The sequence below is a fragment of the Synechococcus sp. A10-1-5-1 genome (assembly GCF_023115425.1).
Lineage (GTDB): Bacteria > Cyanobacteriota > Cyanobacteriia > PCC-6307 > Cyanobiaceae > Vulcanococcus.
The window spans coordinates 1,068,282-1,084,943 of sequence record NZ_CP096032.1; the positions used below are offsets into that span (position 1 = coordinate 1,068,282).

Genomic DNA, 16,662 nt, shown 5'->3' on the forward strand with positions numbered 1-16,662 from the left:
CCATGGCCCTGCAGGTCGGAGACGTCGCACCGGAATTCAGCCTGCCCGATCAAAGCGGCACCAGCGTCAGCCTCAGCAGCTTCCGCGGTCAGCGCGTGGTGATCTACTTCTATCCCAAGGACGACACCCCGGGTTGCACCAAGGAAGCCTGCAACTTCCGTGATCAGTGGGCCAGCTTCGAGAAGCACGGCATCGCGGTGCTGGGGATCAGCAAGGACGGCGCCACCAGCCACAGCAAATTCATCAGCAAGTACGACTTGCCCTTCACCCTGCTCAGCGACGCCGAGCCCTGCCCCGTGGCCGAAAGCTATGGCAGCTACGGCCTCAAAAAATTCATGGGCCGCGAGTACATGGGGATGATGCGCCACACCTTTGTGGTGGATGCCGAGGGCAAGATCGAGAAGGCCTACCTCAAGGTCAAGGCAGCCTCGATGGCGGATGACATCCTTCAGGACCTCGGCCTCAGCTGAGCTGATCCAGGGCCTCCAAACACAGATTGGAGGCCTCCACAACTCTGCTCTCCTTCAACCAGGGGGCCAGGCGCGGGGCGTCGCCACCGGTCAGCCACAGGGTGCAACCGCCGACGAGCTGATCCATCCCCTGCTTCACCGCACCAACCATCGCCTGCAGGCAGCCCACTTCCATCGCCGCGGCGGTCTCCTTCGGCCAGGGCGGCAAGATCTGGCCTGAGCAATCAAGCGGATGGGTCTCTGGCAACTGCGCGGTCCCCTGATGCAGGCTGCGCAATTGCAACGCCAAGCCGGCACTCAAACGGCCGCCGGCGAAGGTTCCATGGGCATCCACCAGGGTGAGGCTCAAGGTCGTACCGGCATCGACGACCAAGACCGCGTCCTGCTGCTGCCGCCAAGCCCACCAGCCCGCTAGAGCCCGATCAATCCCAAGCCAAGGCGGAGCACCAGCCAAGGGGACCTGCTCCAACTGCAGCCGCTGCCCCGCGGGCAAGGCCAGGGCGGAGGGAATGGAGCCCACCGCCGCCCAAGCCCGTAGAGGCGGAGCACGCCAGGGTGGCTGCGGGGGCGCCGTATCCCAACAGCGCAGCCCACAAGGCGAGGGCTCCGCCCAGTGCCACCGGCTGTTGCCCACTAGCAACAGCTCGGCCACTTAGATGCCCTCGCCAGCCATCCCAGGCAGGTGAATGCCGCATTCCTGCTTCAAACCGCCGAAGCGGGTGGCCCGTCCGCTGGTGCTGCCGTCATCCGGGGCACTGGAATGCCAGTCGCCCACCGTGGAATAGCCCTTGTCAAACAGGGGGTGCTGGGGCAGGTCGTTCTCCTGCATGTAATAGAAGACATCGCGATTGTTCCAATCCAACAGCGGGCGCAGGGCCCAACGGCCACGGACGAGCTGGACGGGATCCATCGCTTTGCGGTGGTCGGTCTGACCGCCGCGGACGCCACTGGCCCAGCAGCTGACATCCAAGTCATTCAGGGCCCGGTCCAGGGGCTCCACCTTGCGAATGCGGTGGTAGGCCTCCAGGTCCTCCACCTGCCCGGTTTCCCACAAGCGGCCATGGAGTGCCTCCATCCGAGCGGGGCTCATGGAGGACTGGGCGACGTGGAGCTTCAGGCCAAGCCGCTCCACCAGAGCCTGGGAGTACTGATAGGTCTCGGGGGGCAAATACCCCGTATCCACCCAAATCACAGGAACCTGGCGATCCAACTGGCTGACCAGGTGCAGCGAGACCGCGGCCTGAATACCAAAGCTGGTGGTGAGCGCGAAGCCGTCACCGAAGGTCTCAAGTCCCCAACGCATACGCTCCAGCGCACTCAAGGACCGCAGCTGCTCACAGGCCTTCTGCGTGTCGAAGCCGGGTGCGGAGGGGGAGGCAGACGTCGTCATTGCACCATCTTCCAATGTGGGGGGAGATGGTTAGGGTTCGGCCTGATCTTCTTCTCCACCGTCTGCCGTGCCCCCATCCGAGGTTGAGCCCGCAGCTGTTGTGGTGATCGGCGGTGGGTTTGGTGGACTCAACACCGCTTTGCAACTGGCGGCCTCCGCTGAGCACCCCTCGGTGGTGCTGCTGGAGCCCCGCGAGCATTTTCTGTTCCTTCCTCTGCTTTACGAACTGCTCAGCGGAGAGCTGAAGCGCTGGGAGATCGCCCCCCGCTACCGGGAGCTGCTGGCGGGCTCCGGCGTGGTCTGGATTCAAGAGAGGGCCAGCCGCATCGATCGCACCAGCCGCACCATCACGACGGACAGCGGACGCCAGCTGCCCTACAGCAGCGCTGTGATCGCCAGTGGAGGCCAACTGGAGAGCTATGGAATTCCTGGGGTGCGCGAGCACGCCATTGGATTTCGCAATCTTGAGGATGTCGAGCAGATCCAGGGCTGGATCCAACAACTCAAAGGCAAGCAATCGCCCCTCCAACGCATTGGAATCGTGGGGGCCGGCGCCAGCGGTGTGGAGCTGGCCTGCAAACTCGCGGATCTGCTCGCGGGCAGCGCCATCGTCGAACTGGTGGAGCAAGGCCAAGAGTTGCTGCCGATGGCCAAGGCCTTCAATCGCGAACAGGCCCGTAAGGCTCTGCAGGAACGGGACATCCGGCTGCGCACCAACACCCGGGTCGCCTCCGTCGAGGCCCATGGACTGCAGCTGCAGCGTCTAGACGATGGGACCAACAGCCTCGAATCGCTGCGCTGCGATGGGGTGATCTGGACCGCCGGCTTAGCCGCCAGCGTCCCGGAACTGCAGCCCCCCCTGCCCCTCGACCCACGGGGCCGGCTGCGCTGCGAACCCTCCCTCCGGGTGGAAGGGAGCGACGAGCTGTTCGTGCTGGGGGATGCCGCGGCCTGCCCGGATCACAGCGGTGAACATCCGAACGGTGCGCTGTATCCCGCCAATGCCCAGGTGGCTTATCAGCAGGCCAGTTGCATCGCCCGCAACCTGCAACGCCTGCGCATCGGAGCTCCCCTGGACGCCTTCGTCTGGAACGACCTGGGAGAAATGATGGGTCTGGGAATCGGTCAAGCCAGCCTGACTGGCATGGGAATCACCCTTGCCGGCCCTGCGGCTTTCCAACTGCGGCGCCTGGCCTATCTGGCGCGGATGCCCGGCCTGCCCCAACAGCTGAAGGTGGCTGGCGGCTGGCTCGCGAACTGGTTGTGAGCGCTCCCCTACCCCAGCCCAGCGGCCTGCTGCTTGACGCCATGGGGACGCTGATTGGCCTGCGGCAGTCAGTCGGCGAGAGCTACGCCGCCATCGCCCAGGACTTCGACCTGGAGATCGCCCCCGAGGCGATCAACCGGGTCTTTGCGGGCCTGTTTCGCCAGGCGCCTGAGCTGGCTTTTCCCGAGCTCAGCGGTGAGGCCCTGAGCCAGGCGGAAGAGCGCTGGTGGACCGATTTGGTCGCCCAGGTGTTCCAAGCTTGCGGCCAGACGGAGCCGCTGCCTGAAGGTTTAGGCACAGCCCTGTTTCAGCACTTCGCCAAAGCCGAACCCTGGCTGGTCTACCCGGATGTGGCCGAGAACCTGCAGCGCTGGAAGCAGCGGGGCCTCAAGCTGGCGGTGGTCAGCAACTTTGACCAGCGCCTGCTGGCGCTACTGGAGGCACTGGAGCTCAGCCCGCTGCTCGATGCGGTGGTGGTGTCATCGGTGGTCGGGGCCGCCAAGCCCAGTCCCCTGCCGCTGCAAGCGGCACTCCAGCAACTCGGACTCAAGGCCAATCAGGTCTGGCACATCGGCGACAGCCCTGAGGATCAGGCCAGTGCGGCGGCCGCGGGGATTAGCTGCCTGCTGATCAAGCGCAAGAAACCGAACGGCACCCCTTGAAGCAATCCGCGCTGATGGGCCGTACCGCCGGGTTGCGGCCTGCTCAAACCAGGCGATTGGAGCGGCTCAGCCACCGGCGCCATCCGGAGAGCGCCGGGGTGGACTGGATCAGCCTGCAGCGCCTGGCGGCCGAAAGCGCGGAGCTGGATCTGCCCCTCAGCCTGGTGCTTGACGAGCGGGGCCTCTGCCGATTGCTCTGGGTCGGTCCCCTGGAGCAATCGGGGCGACTGCTCGAGCGCCTACCGGGAGGGCCCCGCAGGCAGGGCAACGCCCTGCGCTTAATCACCTGCGTGGGCCGGGCGAAACACCTCGAACCCCATGGCCATGAAGCCGTCGTGGGGCTCGACCTGCAGCCGGGTTTTTGGCTGCGCTTCGGCAACCGCCCCCAGGCGGGTGGCCGCTGGCCTGCCGCGGCCTTCAGCCCAAGCTCGGATCCCCACTGTCCCTGGCGGACCCTGGAGGAGGACGATCTCGCGGCCCTCTGTGAGCTGGCTCCGCCGGAGGCAACAGAGCTGCCCCCAGCCCAGACGAGGGCGAGCGAGGAGCAGGTGCTGCTGTTGGTGCTCAGTCCCAACGACCCGGAGGATGCTCGCCGCGAAATCGCCGAGCTGGAGGGCCTGGTGCGCAGTGCTGGGGCCAAGCCCCTGGGGCTCGTGGTGCAGCGTCAGTCCAACCGCTCCGGCCAGAACCTCTGGGGCGAAGGGAAGGTGCAGGAGGCCGCCCTCGAAGCCAGGCGTTTAGGCGCCTCCCTGGTCGTGACCGATCGGGAACTCACCCCAGCCCAGGCCAGGAACCTAGAAGCACAGCTCGAACTGCCCGTCAGCGACCGTAGTGAGCTCATACTCGACATCTTTGCCCAGCGGGCCGCCAGCGCCGCCGGACGCCTCCAGGTGGAACTGGCACAGCTGCGTTACCGCTTGCCAAGGCTCGCTGGTCGGGGCCTCTCGCTCTCGCGGCAAGGGGGCGGAATCGGCACCCGAGGCCCCGGGGAGACCCAGTTGGAGAAAGACCGCAGGGCCATTGCCCGCCGCATCGACAAGTTGCAGCGGGATGTTCAAAAGCTGCGGGAGCACAGGGCCCGGCTCCGCAGCAACCGCCGCTCCCAACGGCGTCTGGCCCTCGTGGGTTACACAAACGCCGGTAAGAGCTCCTTGCTCAACGCCCTAAGCAAAGCGCCGCAGCAGGAGGCAGTCCTGGCGGAAAACAAGCTCTTCGCCACCCTTGACCCCACCACCCGCCGGATCGCGCAGCCCCATCCAGAAGGGGGCGCTCCGACCCACCTGCTCCTCACGGACACGGTGGGCTTCATCCGAGACCTTCCGCCACCACTGGTGGAAGCCTTCCGCTCCACGCTGGAAGAGACCCTGGATGCCGACCGATTACTGCTGGTGGTCGACCTCTCCGATCCGGCCTGGAGTGAGCAGCTGCGCACCGTCCACGCCATACTCGATGAGCTAGGCAGCGATGTGCCCCGGCAGCTGATCGCCAACCAGATCGACCGCTGCCCTTCCACCGCAATTGATCAGGCCAAAGCGCTCGACCCCCAGGTGCTGTTTGTCTCAGCGACCGGAGGTCTGGGACTCGAGCACCTCAAGAACAACCTCTTCGCCTGAGGTCCGTCAGGCCCCGGCGCTGATGTGCCACCATCGGGCCCTTCATCAGGCCACGGCCATGCCTCTGCAGCTCGGCGACACCGTTCCCGATTTCACGCAGGACTCTCAACTGGGTCCGATCAACCTCTACGACTTCGCTGGCGACAGCTGGGTTGTGCTCTTCTCTCACCCAGCCGACTACACCCCCGTCTGCACCACCGAACTCGGAGAGGTGTCCCGGCTGCGCGCGGAATGGGACAAGCGCAACGTCAAAACCATCGCCCTGAGCGTCGATTCTGCTGAGAGCCACAAGGGCTGGATCTGCGACATCAACGAGGTTCAGAAGACCACCGTCGACTATCCGATCCTTGCGGACGAAGACAAGAAGGTGAGCGATCTCTACGGGATGATCCATCCCAAGTCGCTCAACAACCTGACGGTGCGCTCGGTGTTCATCATCGATCCCAGCAAGAAGCTGCGCCTTCAGATCACCTATCCCGCCAGCACGGGCCGGAACTTCAACGAGATCCTGCGGGTGATCGACTCCCTGCAACTCACCGACCACCACCAGGTGGCCACCCCGGTGAATTGGACCGACGGCCAGGACTGCGTCGTGGTGCCCTCGATCCCCACCGACGAGGCCCGCAGCAAGTTCCCCAAGGGCGTGACCGAGATCAAGCCCTACCTGCGCATGACCCCGCAGCCCAACAAGTGACAGTGAGTCTCTGAACTCTCGTCAAGAGCACCGGCCCTCGGGAGAATTCCCGGGGGCTTTTTGCTGCGCGATGCGGGTCTTGGGACTGATGAGCGGCACCAGCGCCGATGGCGTTGATGCGGTGCTCGCCAGCTTCCGTGGACCAATCCGCCGGCCCCACTGGACGATCCATAGCCGTGCATCGGTGGCTTACCCCGCCGCATTGCGCGCTCAGATCGTGGCGGTCGGCCAAGGGCAACCCACCAGCGCCGCGGAGCTGCTCGAGCTCGGGGAAGCCCTGACCGAAGTGCAGGCCCAAGCAGCCCTGGCCTGCGATTCAGACGGCAGCGCCCAGCGGGTGGGCTGCCATGGCCAGACCCTCTGGCACCGCCCGCCCAGCCGCGAGCGCGCCGGGAACAGCTGGCAACTGCTGCACGCGCAGCGTTTGGCCCTGCGGCTGAACACACCGGTGGTCTTCGACTTCCGCGCCGCCGATCTGGCCCTGGGCGGGCAGGGTGCCCCCCTGGTGCCAGCCGCGGACGCCGCCCTCCTACCGCCGATCGGCGGCTGGCGCGCCCTGCTGAACCTGGGGGGAATCGCCAACCTGACGCTGCTGCCTCCCCGTTCGGGGCCGGAGCACGATGCGCCGGTGCTGGGCTGGGACTGCGGCCCAGCCAACACCCTGTTGGACCTGGCGGTTCAACACTTCAGCCGAGGGGCCAAGAGCTTTGATGCTGGCGGGGTCTGGGCGGCCCAGGGCAAGGCCGATGAGGCCCTCATCGCCCGTTGGCTCAAAGAGCCCTATTTCCAGAGCCGACCGCCCAAATCCACTGGCCGAGAGCTCTTTGGCGCCGCGGATCTCCAGCGACGCCTGCAGCAAATGGATCACCCCCAACCCGCCGATGCCCTGGCCACCTTGACGGGCTTCAGCGCCGCGGTGGTTGCCCAGGACTTGCAGCGAGGCTCCCCACCCCTGGAGCTGCTCGTGGCGGGGGGAGGCGCACGGAACGCCAGCTTGATGGCTGAACTGCGGCGGCGTTGCCGCGGCCTCAGCCTGCGGCCCCTCGCCGAACTGGGCATCGCTGACAGCGACCGAGAAGCCTTGGCCTTTGCACTGCTGGCCTGGTGGCACCACCTGGGCGCCAGCGGTTCACTGATTTCGGTGACCGGGGCGCGGCAACCCTCCGTCCTCGGGATCTGCGCGGATCCGCCCGGGCGCTCAGGCCGACGACCTTGAGATCAACTTCCGTCGCGAAGGATCGGCAAGAGGCGATGCCGTTCATAGGGTGAGCAGGACCGGCCAAGAATCGATGAGTTCCGGCAACGCCCCCGCGCTCTACGAGCGCATCCGCAGCGACAACGACCTCACCCAGGATCTATTCCGGCAGGCCCTGCAGGACCCCTCAGGAACCCTTAGCCGCATCTGTGAACTGGGTAACAACTGGGGGCTCCCGGTGAGCCGCGACGACGTCAAAGCCCACCTGGCGAGCATCGAGGACCCGGAGACCAAGCAGTGGCTGCTCAAGGCCCGCGGCGGACTCTGAGCGATTGCGCTGGGGGCGGCGGTCTTCGCCCATCCAACTGAAAAACAGCCAGTAGCTGACGATCGCGAGGCCAGCGGCCACCACCAGTGCCGCCACCTGCTCGAGTCGCTTGACCATGGCGGTCGATGCAGTCGGGAACCTCCAGTCTGCAGGGCTGATCGGCCTGGAATCCGCCGGAGGGAGATGATGCTGGTACGACCCAGGGCGTGAGCCCGAACCGGCGCCCTCTACCGATACCGCCTTGCTTCGCCTCGAACGCGTCTCCAAGATCTATCCCACGGGCGAGGTGCTCCGGGATGTCACCTGGGAGGTGAAATCTGGCGAACGCATTGGCCTGGTCGGCGTGAACGGCGCCGGAAAATCCACTCAGATGCGGATCATTGCTGGGCTGGAGGAGCCCAGCAGTGGGCAGGTCGTGAAGCAGGGGGAACCCCGCATCGTTTACCTCCAACAGGAATTTGACGTCGAGCTGACGCGCACGGTGCGTCAGGAGTTGTTCCAGGCCTTTGGCGAAGCCGCCGAGGTGCTGAACCGCCAGCGGCAGGTGGAAGAGGAGATGGCATCGGAGAAGGCCGCCAGCGATCCCGATCACCTCGACGACCTGATCCATGAGCTCGGCCGGCTGCAGAGCCGATTTGAGGGCCTGCATGGCTATGAGCTCGACGCCCGCATCGACAAGCTGCTGCCGACGATCGGTTTCACCCCAGAGGGGGCCGAACAACTGGTGGGGGACTACTCCGGGGGCTGGCAGATGCGCATCGCCCTGGGCAAGGTGCTGCTCCAGGAGCCCGATCTACTGCTCCTGGACGAACCAACCAACCACCTCGATGTCGAGACCATCCAATGGCTTGAGGACTATCTGATCGGCCAAACCTGCCCGCTGGTGGTGATCAGCCACGACCGGGCTTTCCTCGATCGGGTCTGCAACCAAATCGTTGAGACCGAACGGGGCATATCCCGCAGCTACCTGGGCAACTACACCAACCACCTCGAGCAAAAAGCCCTCGAGCGCGAAGCCGGACAGGCCGCTTTTGAGCGGCAACAGAAGGAACTCGCCACCCAACAGGCCTACATCGATCGATTCCGGGCCAGCGCCACCCGATCCACCCAGGCCAAGAGCCGCGAGAAGTTGCTGGACAAGGTCGAGCGAATTGAGGCTCCGACCGAGAGCGTCGGCGGTCCGCGCTTCCAATTCCCGCCAGCCCCGCGCAGCGGCCGTTTGATCGCCGAAATCAACGACCTCAGCCACAGCTACGGCGAGCAGATTCTCTTCTTAGGGGCCAATCTCGAAATTGAACGGGGGGACCGAATTGCCTTTGTCGGACCCAATGGGGCTGGGAAATCCACCCTGCTGCGCCTGGTGATGGGCATCGAGACACCCGATGAGGGCTCTGCCGGACTGGGTGAGCACAACGTGATTGCCAGCTACTTCGAGCAGAACCAAGCCGAGGCCCTGGATCTGAGCAAAACGGTGATCGACACGATGTTCGAAGCCGTCCCGGACTGGACCCAAACCCAGGTGCGCTCCCTGCTGGGAAGCTTCTGCTTCAGCAATGACGCCGTCTTCAAAGAAGTGGGCAAGCTCAGTGGTGGCGAGAAGGCACGGCTCGCTCTGGCCTTAATGCTGCTGAGCCCCTGCAATTTGCTGGTGCTCGACGAGCCGACAAACCACCTCGACATCCCGGCCAAAGAGATGCTGGAGAACGCACTCCGGGACTATGAAGGGGCTGCACTGGTGGTCAGCCACGATCGCTATTTCATCTCCAAAGTTGCCAACAAGATTGTCGAAATCCGCGACGGAGAACTTGTCGTCTATCGCGGTGATTACGCCTACTACCGCGAGAAGAAAGCCGAAGAGTCAGCCGCAGCCCAGGCCGCATTGGATGCAGCGGAGCAAGACGCCAAACGCAAGGCCAAGCGTGACAAACAAAAAGCCAAGGAGGCCGCCCGAAAATCAGCTGCCTGAAAGCGGAAAGGCTTTAAAAGCATCTGCACTAGCGAATAAATACCTAGCGCACAAACTTCACATTTCCCTAGGCAAGAAGACTCATTCTTCTAGGGGTTATCGACATGTCGTGCATAGGCTGTCAAAGCCCTTCGTGAGCCGGCCATGGATCCTCTATTCAGTACAACTCCATCGGCCTTCAGCTCGAACCACACGACCGCTGGCACCCCAGCCCGGAGCGAGGGCGATCCTGTGAGTAGCTACTTCGAGTGCATCACCGCCTGCTCTGTTGATGACGGCGAGTGCGTGACCCATTGCGTCGAGGTCCTGCGCGAGCAGCAATAAAGCCCTAGCGCTTCATCAAGGTCGAGAGCTCAACGGGGGTCACGCTGACCTCAAGGGTTCGGCCTTCGCGCGCCAGCTGGAGCAGCAAGGGTCGTCCCACGCCATGGCGACTCACCACTTGGATCAGAGCCGCGGGGTCAGCAACGGGTTGCCCCGCCGCGGCCACCACCACATCCCCGGCACGCAACCCAGCGCGAGCCGCCGGCCCTCCCGGAATCACGCTGCGCACCTTCGCACCCGAGCCACTGCGCACCGGCTCCAGGGCAACGCCCACCATCGCGTGGCTGACCTTGCCGCTGGCCACCAGCTGCTGGGCCACCGAGCTGGCCTGGTTCACGGGAATGGCAAAGCCCAAGCCAGCCCCTGGACCAGAGCGCACCAGTGTGTTGATCCCAATCACCTCCCCATCCGCATTGAGCAACGGTCCCCCGGAATTGCCGGGGTTAATGGCGGCATCGGTCTGAATCAATTGCAGACGCTTATCGGTGATCCCCAACGCTGCGGCGTTGCGATTGAGGTTGCTGACGATCCCCAAGGTCACGGTTTGATCCAGGCCAAAGGGATTACCCACCGCGATCACCCACTCGCCCACCTGTAGGGCATCGGAATCACCAAGGGCTGCCACGGGCCAGGGGCCTGGCCCGCTCAAGCGAACGACAGCCAGGTCTGTGACGCTGTCGCTCCCCACAACCTTCCCCTCAACGCGGCGACCATCTGGGAGACCGACCATCACCCGCGTACTGCCCTCCACGACGTGGGCATTGGTGAGCAGCAATCCCGAAGGGTCGTAGATGACCCCACTGCCCTGCCCCCGTTCCGTCCGTTGGGAGGGAGGCATCCGGGTCGCCCCACCTCCAGGCGGCAGCCCAAAAAACTGCCGCAGCATCGGGTCGTTAAACGGGAACGGGCTCACCAGAGCCCTGCCGGGGACCACCACCGTGCGCTCCGTGTCGATCGTGACCACCGCAGGGCCGGTGCGCTTGACCGCCTCGGCCACAAAGGACTGACGGGTGAGCGCAGGGGCTGGGGCGCTCTGAGCCAACACCGGCGGCAGGCCGATCAAGAGCGATCCACCACTGGCCGCCATCAGGAGGCTGGCTATCCGTGCCGCTGCGCCAGCCATCGAATCGAGATCAAATCTGTGAAACCGTAAGCAGAACGCTCCAAAGCGCGCAAGCGCCGGCAGGCGCGCGATGATGGGTTCATCGGTACCCCAGGCCTCCGCCTGGCTCGTCCATGCTCGCCACCACACCCGATCTCGGTTTGGTCGCCAGCAAGCTGCTGCCGCTGGTTTACGGAGCCTGCTTCATCGGGCTGCTGTGGCAGGCCTTTCGGATCATGGCCCGCGGCTACTCAGCGGTGCCGCGGCCAGGCGATCAAGACCGCGCCCCGCAAGGGGATCGGACAGGGCGGCTGACCATTCACCCTGAACTCTTGGATCAGGACGGACAGCTCACCCAAGACGACCTGCTGACGGTTCGTTTTGGTGAAGATGACGAGTAGCCCGCCTGCCTGAACGACCCCCACACAGCCCGCTTGGCCCCTCCAGCTGGTACAACCAGTGGGTGCTTGTGAACATTGGCGGAGGCCGAGTGGAGCAAAGAACCCGGATCGTGGCTGCTGTGCTCAAGGCCATCAAGCTGCCCCCGCGCTTCCAGCTCAAGTTGGTGAAAGAGGATCCCGTTCGCCTGGAACTGATCCTGACCCCCGCCTACGGCAAGGAACCCATCCTGGTGGGCCTTGTTGAGTCGCAGGATCTGGTGGCCCGTCGCGACCGCGAGGGGCGTGTCCCCCGTGATCTTCAGGGCACCTGGGACTGGACTGTGCGCCACGGCAAGGTGAACACCGGCGGCTGGAATCCTTACCTCAAGGAAGCCCTGCAGACGATGTTCGAGACCGGCCTGCCGGCCATCGTTTACGAAGAGCTGACCGGTGAGCTGTACCACCCGGTCGATGGCGCGCGCCACGTGCGCTGAGGCCCGGGCCCGCCACCGTGCCGCTTCCGATTGATCCGCTGTTGCCCGAGCTGGTGCAGCGGCTTGATGCCGGTGGCACCTTGCTCCTGCAGGCTCCCCCCGGAGCCGGAAAAACCACAGGGGTTCCCCTGGCCCTGCTCAAGGCCCTACCCCAGGAGAGCGGGCGGATCTTGATGCTCGAGCCCCGCAGGTTGGCGGCCAAAGCCGCGGCCCAGCGCTTGGCCAGCAGCCTTGGGGAAGACGTCGGCCAACGGATCGGCTATCGGGTCCGAATGGAGAGCCGGATCTCGGCCGACACCCGAGTGGAGGTCGTGACCGACGGTCTCTTCCTCAGGCAACTGCAGTCGGACCCCAGCCTAGAGGGGGTGGCCTGCGTGATCTTCGACGAATTCCACGAACGTCGCAGCGAGGCGGACTTGGCCCTGGCGCTGCTGCGGGAGGCCCGCGCTCTCATCGCACCGGAGGTGCGGCTACTGGTGATGTCAGCGACGCTGAACCTGCAGCCCCTGCGCGAACAACTCCCTGAGGCCGGGCTGCTCACCAGCGAAGGACGGAGCTTCCCAGTCGCGATTCAGCACCAACCGGCGCGGGAGCGGGAGACCCTCTCGGCGCAGGTGGTGCGGGCCCTTGAGAGCCAGTGGCTTGACCAACGGCAGGACCACGAGACCGCCCTGGTGTTCCTTCCGGGGCAACGCCAAATCCAGCAGTGCCAGGAGGCGATCTCCAGGACCAGCTGGGCCAAGGGTCTGGAGATCTGCCCCCTGCACGGCAACTTGCCCCTGGGGGAGCAAAGCCAAGCGATCCAAGCCAGTCGCAGCCCAGCAGGGAAGGTGGTGCTGGCGACGGCCATTGCTGAAAGCTCCCTGACCATTGCAGGGGTCGCCCTGGTCATCGATAGCGGCCTCAGCCGCCGCAGCCGCTTCGATCCATCCAGCGGCATGGAGAGCCTGGTCACCCTGCCGGCCAGCCAGGCCAGTGCCGAACAACGGGCCGGCCGAGCCGGACGACTGGGGCCGGGACGTGCGATTCGCCTCTGGAGCCCCGCGGAGCAACAGCGGCGCCCAGCCTTTGATCCACCCGCCCTCCTGGAGGCCGACCCCGCTCCCCTGGTGCTGCAACTGGCCCAGTGGGGTGCAGGGCTGGGCGATGACCTGCCCTGGCTCGAGCCCCCCCCGCGGCCCCACCTGCTGGAGGGGCAGGAGCTGCTGAAGCAACTGGGAGCCCTGAACAGCACCGGACAGCTCAGCAGCCATGGCCGGCAACTCAGCCAGCTCGGGGTGCATCCGCGCCTCGGGCAGGTGCTGCTGCGATCCCGGGAGCTGGGTGTGCCAAGCCTGGGCTGCGCCCTGGCAGCCCTGTTGAGCGAACGGGACCCACTGCGGCTTGATGAGGCCGGCTGTGACCTGCTGCGCAGGCTGGATTGGCTGCGGCAGGGCCAGCGAGACCATCGCCGCCGCTCCATCCAGCAGCTGCAGGCCCAACTCGAGCGTCAGCTCAAAGGAACGACAGCGGCAGCCCGCCCCCCCCAACCACCCCTGAGCAGTGGCGACGAGGCGGTGCTCTGCGCTGAGCTGATTGCCCATGCCTACCCCGAGCGGGTCAGCCTGCAGCGCCCAGGCGCGCCCGGTCGCTACCAGCTCCGCTCGGGCCGTGGGGCGGAACTCCATCCCGGCGACCCCCTCTGGGGAAGCGAAGCCCTGGCGATTGCCCATGCCGATGGTGGCGGCAGCGACTGCCGGATTCAGCTGGCCCTGGCCCTTCCCAAAAGCAGCATCGAGAACCTGGCGCAAGAACAGGGCGAGCGCCTGCAAGCGGTGAGCTGGGATCCGGCCCAAGAGCGGGTCAAGGCCGAAGAAAGCCTCCAACTGGGCGCACTCACGCTGGAGCGCCGGCCCCTGCGTGATCCCCCCGCCGCCGCCCTGCGGGCCGCGCTACTGGAGGGATTGGTCGACCTAGGGCTGGAGGCCTTGCCCTGGAGCAAAGGCTCGCGGCAGTTGCAACAGAGGCTGTGCCTTGCCCACCGGGAATTGGGGGAGCCTTGGCTGGACCGAAGCGATGCGGTCCTTCTGGCAGATCCCCTGAACTGGCTGGGGGATCAACTCGATGGACTGCGCTCGCGCCAGGACCTGCAAGAACTCAATCTCTGTGAGGCCCTTTGGAGCGGCCTGGACTGGTCGATGAGGCAAGAGCTCGAGACCCTGCTTCCCACGAGCTTGGCCATTCCATCCGGCCGCCAAGCCAGCCTGGATTACGGCAGCGGAACACCCGTGCTGGCCGTCAAATTGCAGGAACTCTTCGGCGCCGCCACCACCCCAACGGTCTTGCGCGGACGACTCCCGGTCACGGTGCAGCTGCTCTCACCGGCCGGTCGACCCGCAGCGATCACCCAAGACCTGGCGGGCTTCTGGAGTGGGGCCTATCAGGACGTTCGGCGAGACCTGCGGGGCCGCTATCCCCGCCATCCCTGGCCCGAGGATCCAGCCAACGCGACGGCCACGGCCCTCACCAAAAAACGGTTGGAGCAACAACAGCGCTAAGGCGAGACCTCAACTCCAGAGGTGACCAAACCCAAAGTGACGCAGGCCCTCGGCAATCCCCTGGCAGCCATGGCCTTGGGCGTAGTAGACCCCAGAGAGAGAAGGCAACTGCTCCACCAGGGCCGGCTCTGCATTGCCGACCATGACCCCCTTCAGGCCGGTTTCGAACATCGCCAGGTCATTGAGGGTGTCCCCGGCCGTGACCACCGAGGCATGGTCTGCTTCCAGCCAATCCAGCAGGGAGAGCAGCGTTGAACCCTTGTTCACCCCGCCAGGGAGCACATCGAAATAGCGGTTATCCGACATCACCACCGTGGCCCCCTCCGCCTCAAGCACAGGGATTAGGTCCTGGTTGAACTGTTCCAGGTCGACGTAGAAGGCCAGACGACGATTGGAGCTCATCGGTTGCAGCTCAAGCCCAGGCTGACCTTCCAGCAAGGTTCTCAACCGCGGTTCGAGGGCTTGCCAGCGCTGCTCAATGGGATCCACGGCCAAGGGAACCGGCACTAGCGAGGCACCACAAGCAACCGTGCAGCCCACATCACCGATGACGAGATGGGGCGCGGCCAGCCCCAGCGGCTCGTCCTCCCCCAGCACCTTCGCAATGGCGCCGAGGTCCCTACCGGTGCAGAAGACATGAAGAACACGCTCCCGCTGCTGAGCCAACCAGCGATAAAAGGCCCGGCGCTCTTCGCTGGGTCCCCCCAGGAGGGTGCCATCGAGATCTGTCACCAGGACCAGCTCGGGACAGTCCGGCAGTGGCGCCGAGAGCTGACTCTGCAAGCGTGCTCGAGGGGACGTCACAGGCACGCGGGCTAAGGCGCGCCAACGCTATCGGTGGGTCAAACTGGTTGTGGTTGTGCGTATCCCAGAGTCCTGGCCCGCTTCTACGCCAAAAATCGCCGCGACGGTGCCCGCCTGCTCAGTTCGGCTCTGGTGCTAACCACCCTTGCCCTGTTCAACATCCAGAACCCCGTTGGGCTGGTCTTGAGCCTCATCGGCGCCCTGGTTTGTCTTTATTGGTGGAGCTGCTACCGCCAACTCGAGCGCTGATGTTCCTCCCCGCCTGAGCCCGTGCTGAAGAACGACTCCGGCATTCCCCGTTACAGCGTCGCGGAACTGAACCAAGCGATTGGATCGCTGCTGGAACGTGGCTTTGCACCGCGGTTTCTGCTGGAAGCCACCGTTTCACGGCCCCAACTAAAAAAAGGGCATCTCTGGCTGACCCTGGTCGATGAATCGGCCTCGATATCCGGGGTTGTCTGGTCCTCCCAGCGGGAGCGCCTGAGCTATCAGCCCAGCGAAGGAGATGGGGTGCTGGTGGTGGGGAAGCTCAACTTCTGGGCCAGCCGCGCCAATCTCTGTGTCCAGATCCTCGACATCCGGCCGGCCCTCAGTGCGGTTCTGCGGCAGTTCGAGCGGGTCTGCTCGGTCCTTGAACCGGAGGGCCTGTTTGCGGCGGAGCGCAAGCGGGCCCTGCCGGAGATGCCAGCGGCGATCGCCCTGTTGACCAGCGTCCCCAGCTCCGCCTTAGCGGACATGCTGCGCACAGCCCAGGAGCGCTGGCCAGCAACCACGGTTCACGTCGTGCCGATCCCCGTGCAGGGGATGGTCGCAGCCAAGATTCGTGAGCGTTTGGCCGAGGTCATCCAGACCAGCGGCGAGCAGCGGATTGAAGCGATCGTCCTGGCACGGGGAGGCGGAAGCCGAGAAGACCTTGCCGTCTTCGATGACGAGGAGCTAGCCCGCGACCTGGCGGCCAGTCCGATCCCGGTTGTGACCGGGCTGGGGCATGAGGATGACACCACCGTGGCGGATCTCGTCGCGGACTACAGGGCCGCCACTCCAACCGCCGCCATCGTTGCCCTCCTGCCCGATCGAGAAGCCCTGGCCCAGGGGCTCCAGCACCGTCTGGCGATCGTGCGCCAACTCATGCTGCACCGCCTGCAGCAAAGCCAGCAGCGGCTCGAGCTGCAGCGCCAGAGGCTGGGGGAATGCCACCCCAGCCTGCTGATCGAGCGGGAGCGCACCAGGCTGCAACAACGGCTGCAGCTGCTCGAGGCCCTCTCCCCACAACGATTGCTGAAGCGCGGCTTCTCCTTGGTGCGCAAGGCCGATGGCTCGCTGCTGCGCTCCGTCAGCCAAAGCCAAGACGGAGATCAACTCAGGCTGGAGCTGGTAGACGGCAAGATCGATGCCGTGGTGGAGCGGGTGAGCGCACACCCTGTCCAACCCTGACG

Annotated in this window: 18 protein-coding genes; 14 read left to right on the forward strand and 4 right to left on the reverse strand. The window is 65.3% G+C overall.

What is annotated here, in order from left to right; translation table 11 throughout:
* Positions 1–2 precede the first annotated feature (2 nt).
* Positions 3–470: a thioredoxin-dependent thiol peroxidase gene (gene bcp / locus MY494_RS05795; protein WP_247911769.1), complete on the forward strand. Its 468-nt coding sequence runs from the start codon at positions 3–5 to the stop codon at positions 468–470.
* Here bcp and MY494_RS05800 read toward each other — a convergent pair.
* Together MY494_RS05800 and MY494_RS05805 are read right to left on the reverse strand one after the other, a co-directional pair.
* Positions 463–1,122 carry a type III pantothenate kinase gene (locus tag MY494_RS05800; protein ID WP_247911770.1) on the reverse strand — a complete coding sequence of 220 codons (660 nt, stop codon included), beginning with the start codon at positions 1,120–1,122 and terminating at the stop codon, positions 463–465. The genes bcp and MY494_RS05800 overlap by 8 nt on opposite strands.
* Complete coding sequence (locus tag MY494_RS05805; RefSeq protein ID WP_247911771.1) at positions 1,123–1,860, reverse strand: phosphoadenylyl-sulfate reductase; 738 nt, start codon at positions 1,858–1,860, stop codon at positions 1,123–1,125.
* A 67-nt stretch (positions 1,861–1,927) separates the two neighbouring features.
* On the opposite strand from MY494_RS05805, the gene MY494_RS05810 reads away from it, so the two are divergent.
* The 8 genes from MY494_RS05810 (at position 1,928) to MY494_RS05845 (ending at position 9,909) form a co-directional block, all read left to right on the forward strand.
* On the forward strand, positions 1,928–3,127 hold the full coding sequence (locus MY494_RS05810) for an NAD(P)/FAD-dependent oxidoreductase (protein WP_247911772.1): 1,200 nt from the start codon (positions 1,928–1,930) through the stop codon (positions 3,125–3,127).
* Positions 3,124–3,789: an HAD-IA family hydrolase gene (locus tag MY494_RS05815; protein WP_247911773.1), complete on the forward strand. Its 666-nt coding sequence runs from the start codon at positions 3,124–3,126 to the stop codon at positions 3,787–3,789. The genes MY494_RS05810 and MY494_RS05815 overlap by 4 nt, the downstream gene beginning before the upstream one ends.
* The gene (gene hflX, locus MY494_RS05820) at positions 3,786–5,402 is read left to right on the forward strand and encodes a GTPase HflX (RefSeq protein WP_247911774.1); all 1,617 of its coding nucleotides are present in this window, start codon (positions 3,786–3,788) and stop codon (positions 5,400–5,402) included. Before MY494_RS05815 ends, hflX begins: the two co-directional genes overlap by 4 nt.
* A gap of 58 nt (positions 5,403–5,460) precedes the next feature.
* Positions 5,461–6,096, forward strand: a complete 636-nt coding sequence (locus MY494_RS05825; protein WP_247911775.1) for a peroxiredoxin — start codon at positions 5,461–5,463, stop codon at positions 6,094–6,096.
* Between the two features lie 70 nt (positions 6,097–6,166).
* On the forward strand, positions 6,167–7,312 hold the full coding sequence (locus MY494_RS05830; RefSeq protein WP_247911776.1) for an anhydro-N-acetylmuramic acid kinase: 1,146 nt from the start codon (positions 6,167–6,169) through the stop codon (positions 7,310–7,312).
* A 73-nt stretch (positions 7,313–7,385) separates the two neighbouring features.
* Complete coding sequence (locus MY494_RS05835) at positions 7,386–7,619, forward strand: hypothetical protein (protein ID WP_247911777.1); 234 nt, start codon at positions 7,386–7,388, stop codon at positions 7,617–7,619.
* Between the two features lie 241 nt (positions 7,620–7,860).
* A complete protein-coding gene (locus MY494_RS05840) occupies positions 7,861–9,585 on the forward strand; it encodes an ABC-F family ATP-binding cassette domain-containing protein (protein WP_247911778.1) in 1,725 nt (574 codons plus the stop codon).
* A gap of 144 nt (positions 9,586–9,729) precedes the next feature.
* Positions 9,730–9,909, forward strand: coding sequence for a hypothetical protein (locus MY494_RS05845; protein WP_247911779.1), 180 nt, complete (start codon positions 9,730–9,732; stop codon positions 9,907–9,909).
* A gap of 4 nt (positions 9,910–9,913) precedes the next feature.
* Here the strand turns inward: MY494_RS05845 and MY494_RS05850 are convergent, their stop codons facing one another.
* Positions 9,914–11,032: a trypsin-like peptidase domain-containing protein gene (locus MY494_RS05850; RefSeq protein ID WP_247911780.1), complete on the reverse strand. Its 1,119-nt coding sequence runs from the start codon at positions 11,030–11,032 to the stop codon at positions 9,914–9,916.
* Between the two features lie 113 nt (positions 11,033–11,145).
* Here MY494_RS05850 and MY494_RS05855 point away from each other — a divergent pair, with 113 nt between their 5' ends.
* The 3 genes from MY494_RS05855 (at position 11,146) to hrpB (ending at position 14,422) form a co-directional block, all read left to right on the forward strand.
* On the forward strand, positions 11,146–11,412 hold the full coding sequence (locus tag MY494_RS05855) for a DUF2973 domain-containing protein (protein WP_247911781.1): 267 nt from the start codon (positions 11,146–11,148) through the stop codon (positions 11,410–11,412).
* Between the two features lie 89 nt (positions 11,413–11,501).
* Positions 11,502–11,885: a hypothetical protein gene (locus MY494_RS05860; protein ID WP_247911782.1), complete on the forward strand. Its 384-nt coding sequence runs from the start codon at positions 11,502–11,504 to the stop codon at positions 11,883–11,885.
* Between the two features lie 17 nt (positions 11,886–11,902).
* Positions 11,903–14,422 carry an ATP-dependent helicase HrpB gene (gene hrpB, locus MY494_RS05865; protein WP_247911783.1) on the forward strand — a complete coding sequence of 840 codons (2,520 nt, stop codon included), beginning with the start codon at positions 11,903–11,905 and terminating at the stop codon, positions 14,420–14,422.
* Positions 14,423–14,431: 9 nt separating this feature from the next.
* Here hrpB and MY494_RS05870 read toward each other — a convergent pair whose 3' ends face one another.
* On the reverse strand, positions 14,432–15,205 hold the full coding sequence (locus MY494_RS05870) for an HAD family hydrolase (RefSeq protein WP_247911784.1): 774 nt from the start codon (positions 15,203–15,205) through the stop codon (positions 14,432–14,434).
* A gap of 54 nt (positions 15,206–15,259) precedes the next feature.
* On the opposite strand from MY494_RS05870, the gene MY494_RS05875 reads away from it, so the two are divergent.
* The gene (locus tag MY494_RS05875) at positions 15,260–15,475 is read left to right on the forward strand and encodes a hypothetical protein (RefSeq protein WP_247911785.1); all 216 of its coding nucleotides are present in this window, start codon (positions 15,260–15,262) and stop codon (positions 15,473–15,475) included.
* A 24-nt stretch (positions 15,476–15,499) separates the two neighbouring features.
* Positions 15,500–16,660 carry an exodeoxyribonuclease VII large subunit gene (gene xseA / locus MY494_RS05880; protein WP_247911974.1) on the forward strand — a complete coding sequence of 387 codons (1,161 nt, stop codon included), beginning with the start codon at positions 15,500–15,502 and terminating at the stop codon, positions 16,658–16,660.
* The last annotated feature ends 2 nt before the right edge of the window (positions 16,661–16,662 follow it).

What these genes read in the sequence shown, in the direction of transcription:
- MY494_RS05855 (WP_247911781.1), top strand. Translation starts at nt 11,146, where the DNA reads ATGCTCGCCACCACACCCGATCTCGGTTTGGTCGCCAGCAAGCTGCTG.
- MY494_RS05830 (WP_247911776.1), top strand. Translation starts at nt 6,167, where the DNA reads ATGCGGGTCTTGGGACTGATGAGCGGCACCAGCGCCGATGGCGTTGAT.
- MY494_RS05845 (WP_247911779.1), top strand. Translation starts at nt 9,730, where the DNA reads ATGGATCCTCTATTCAGTACAACTCCATCGGCCTTCAGCTCGAACCAC.
- MY494_RS05850 (WP_247911780.1), bottom strand. Translation starts at nt 11,032, where the DNA reads ATGGCTGGCGCAGCGGCACGGATAGCCAGCCTCCTGATGGCGGCCAGT.
- MY494_RS05805 (WP_247911771.1), bottom strand. Translation starts at nt 1,860, where the DNA reads ATGACGACGTCTGCCTCCCCCTCCGCACCCGGCTTCGACACGCAGAAG.
- MY494_RS05835 (WP_247911777.1), top strand. Translation starts at nt 7,386, where the DNA reads ATGAGTTCCGGCAACGCCCCCGCGCTCTACGAGCGCATCCGCAGCGAC.
- MY494_RS05825 (WP_247911775.1), top strand. Translation starts at nt 5,461, where the DNA reads ATGCCTCTGCAGCTCGGCGACACCGTTCCCGATTTCACGCAGGACTCT.
- bcp (WP_247911769.1), top strand. Translation starts at nt 3, where the DNA reads ATGGCCCTGCAGGTCGGAGACGTCGCACCGGAATTCAGCCTGCCCGAT.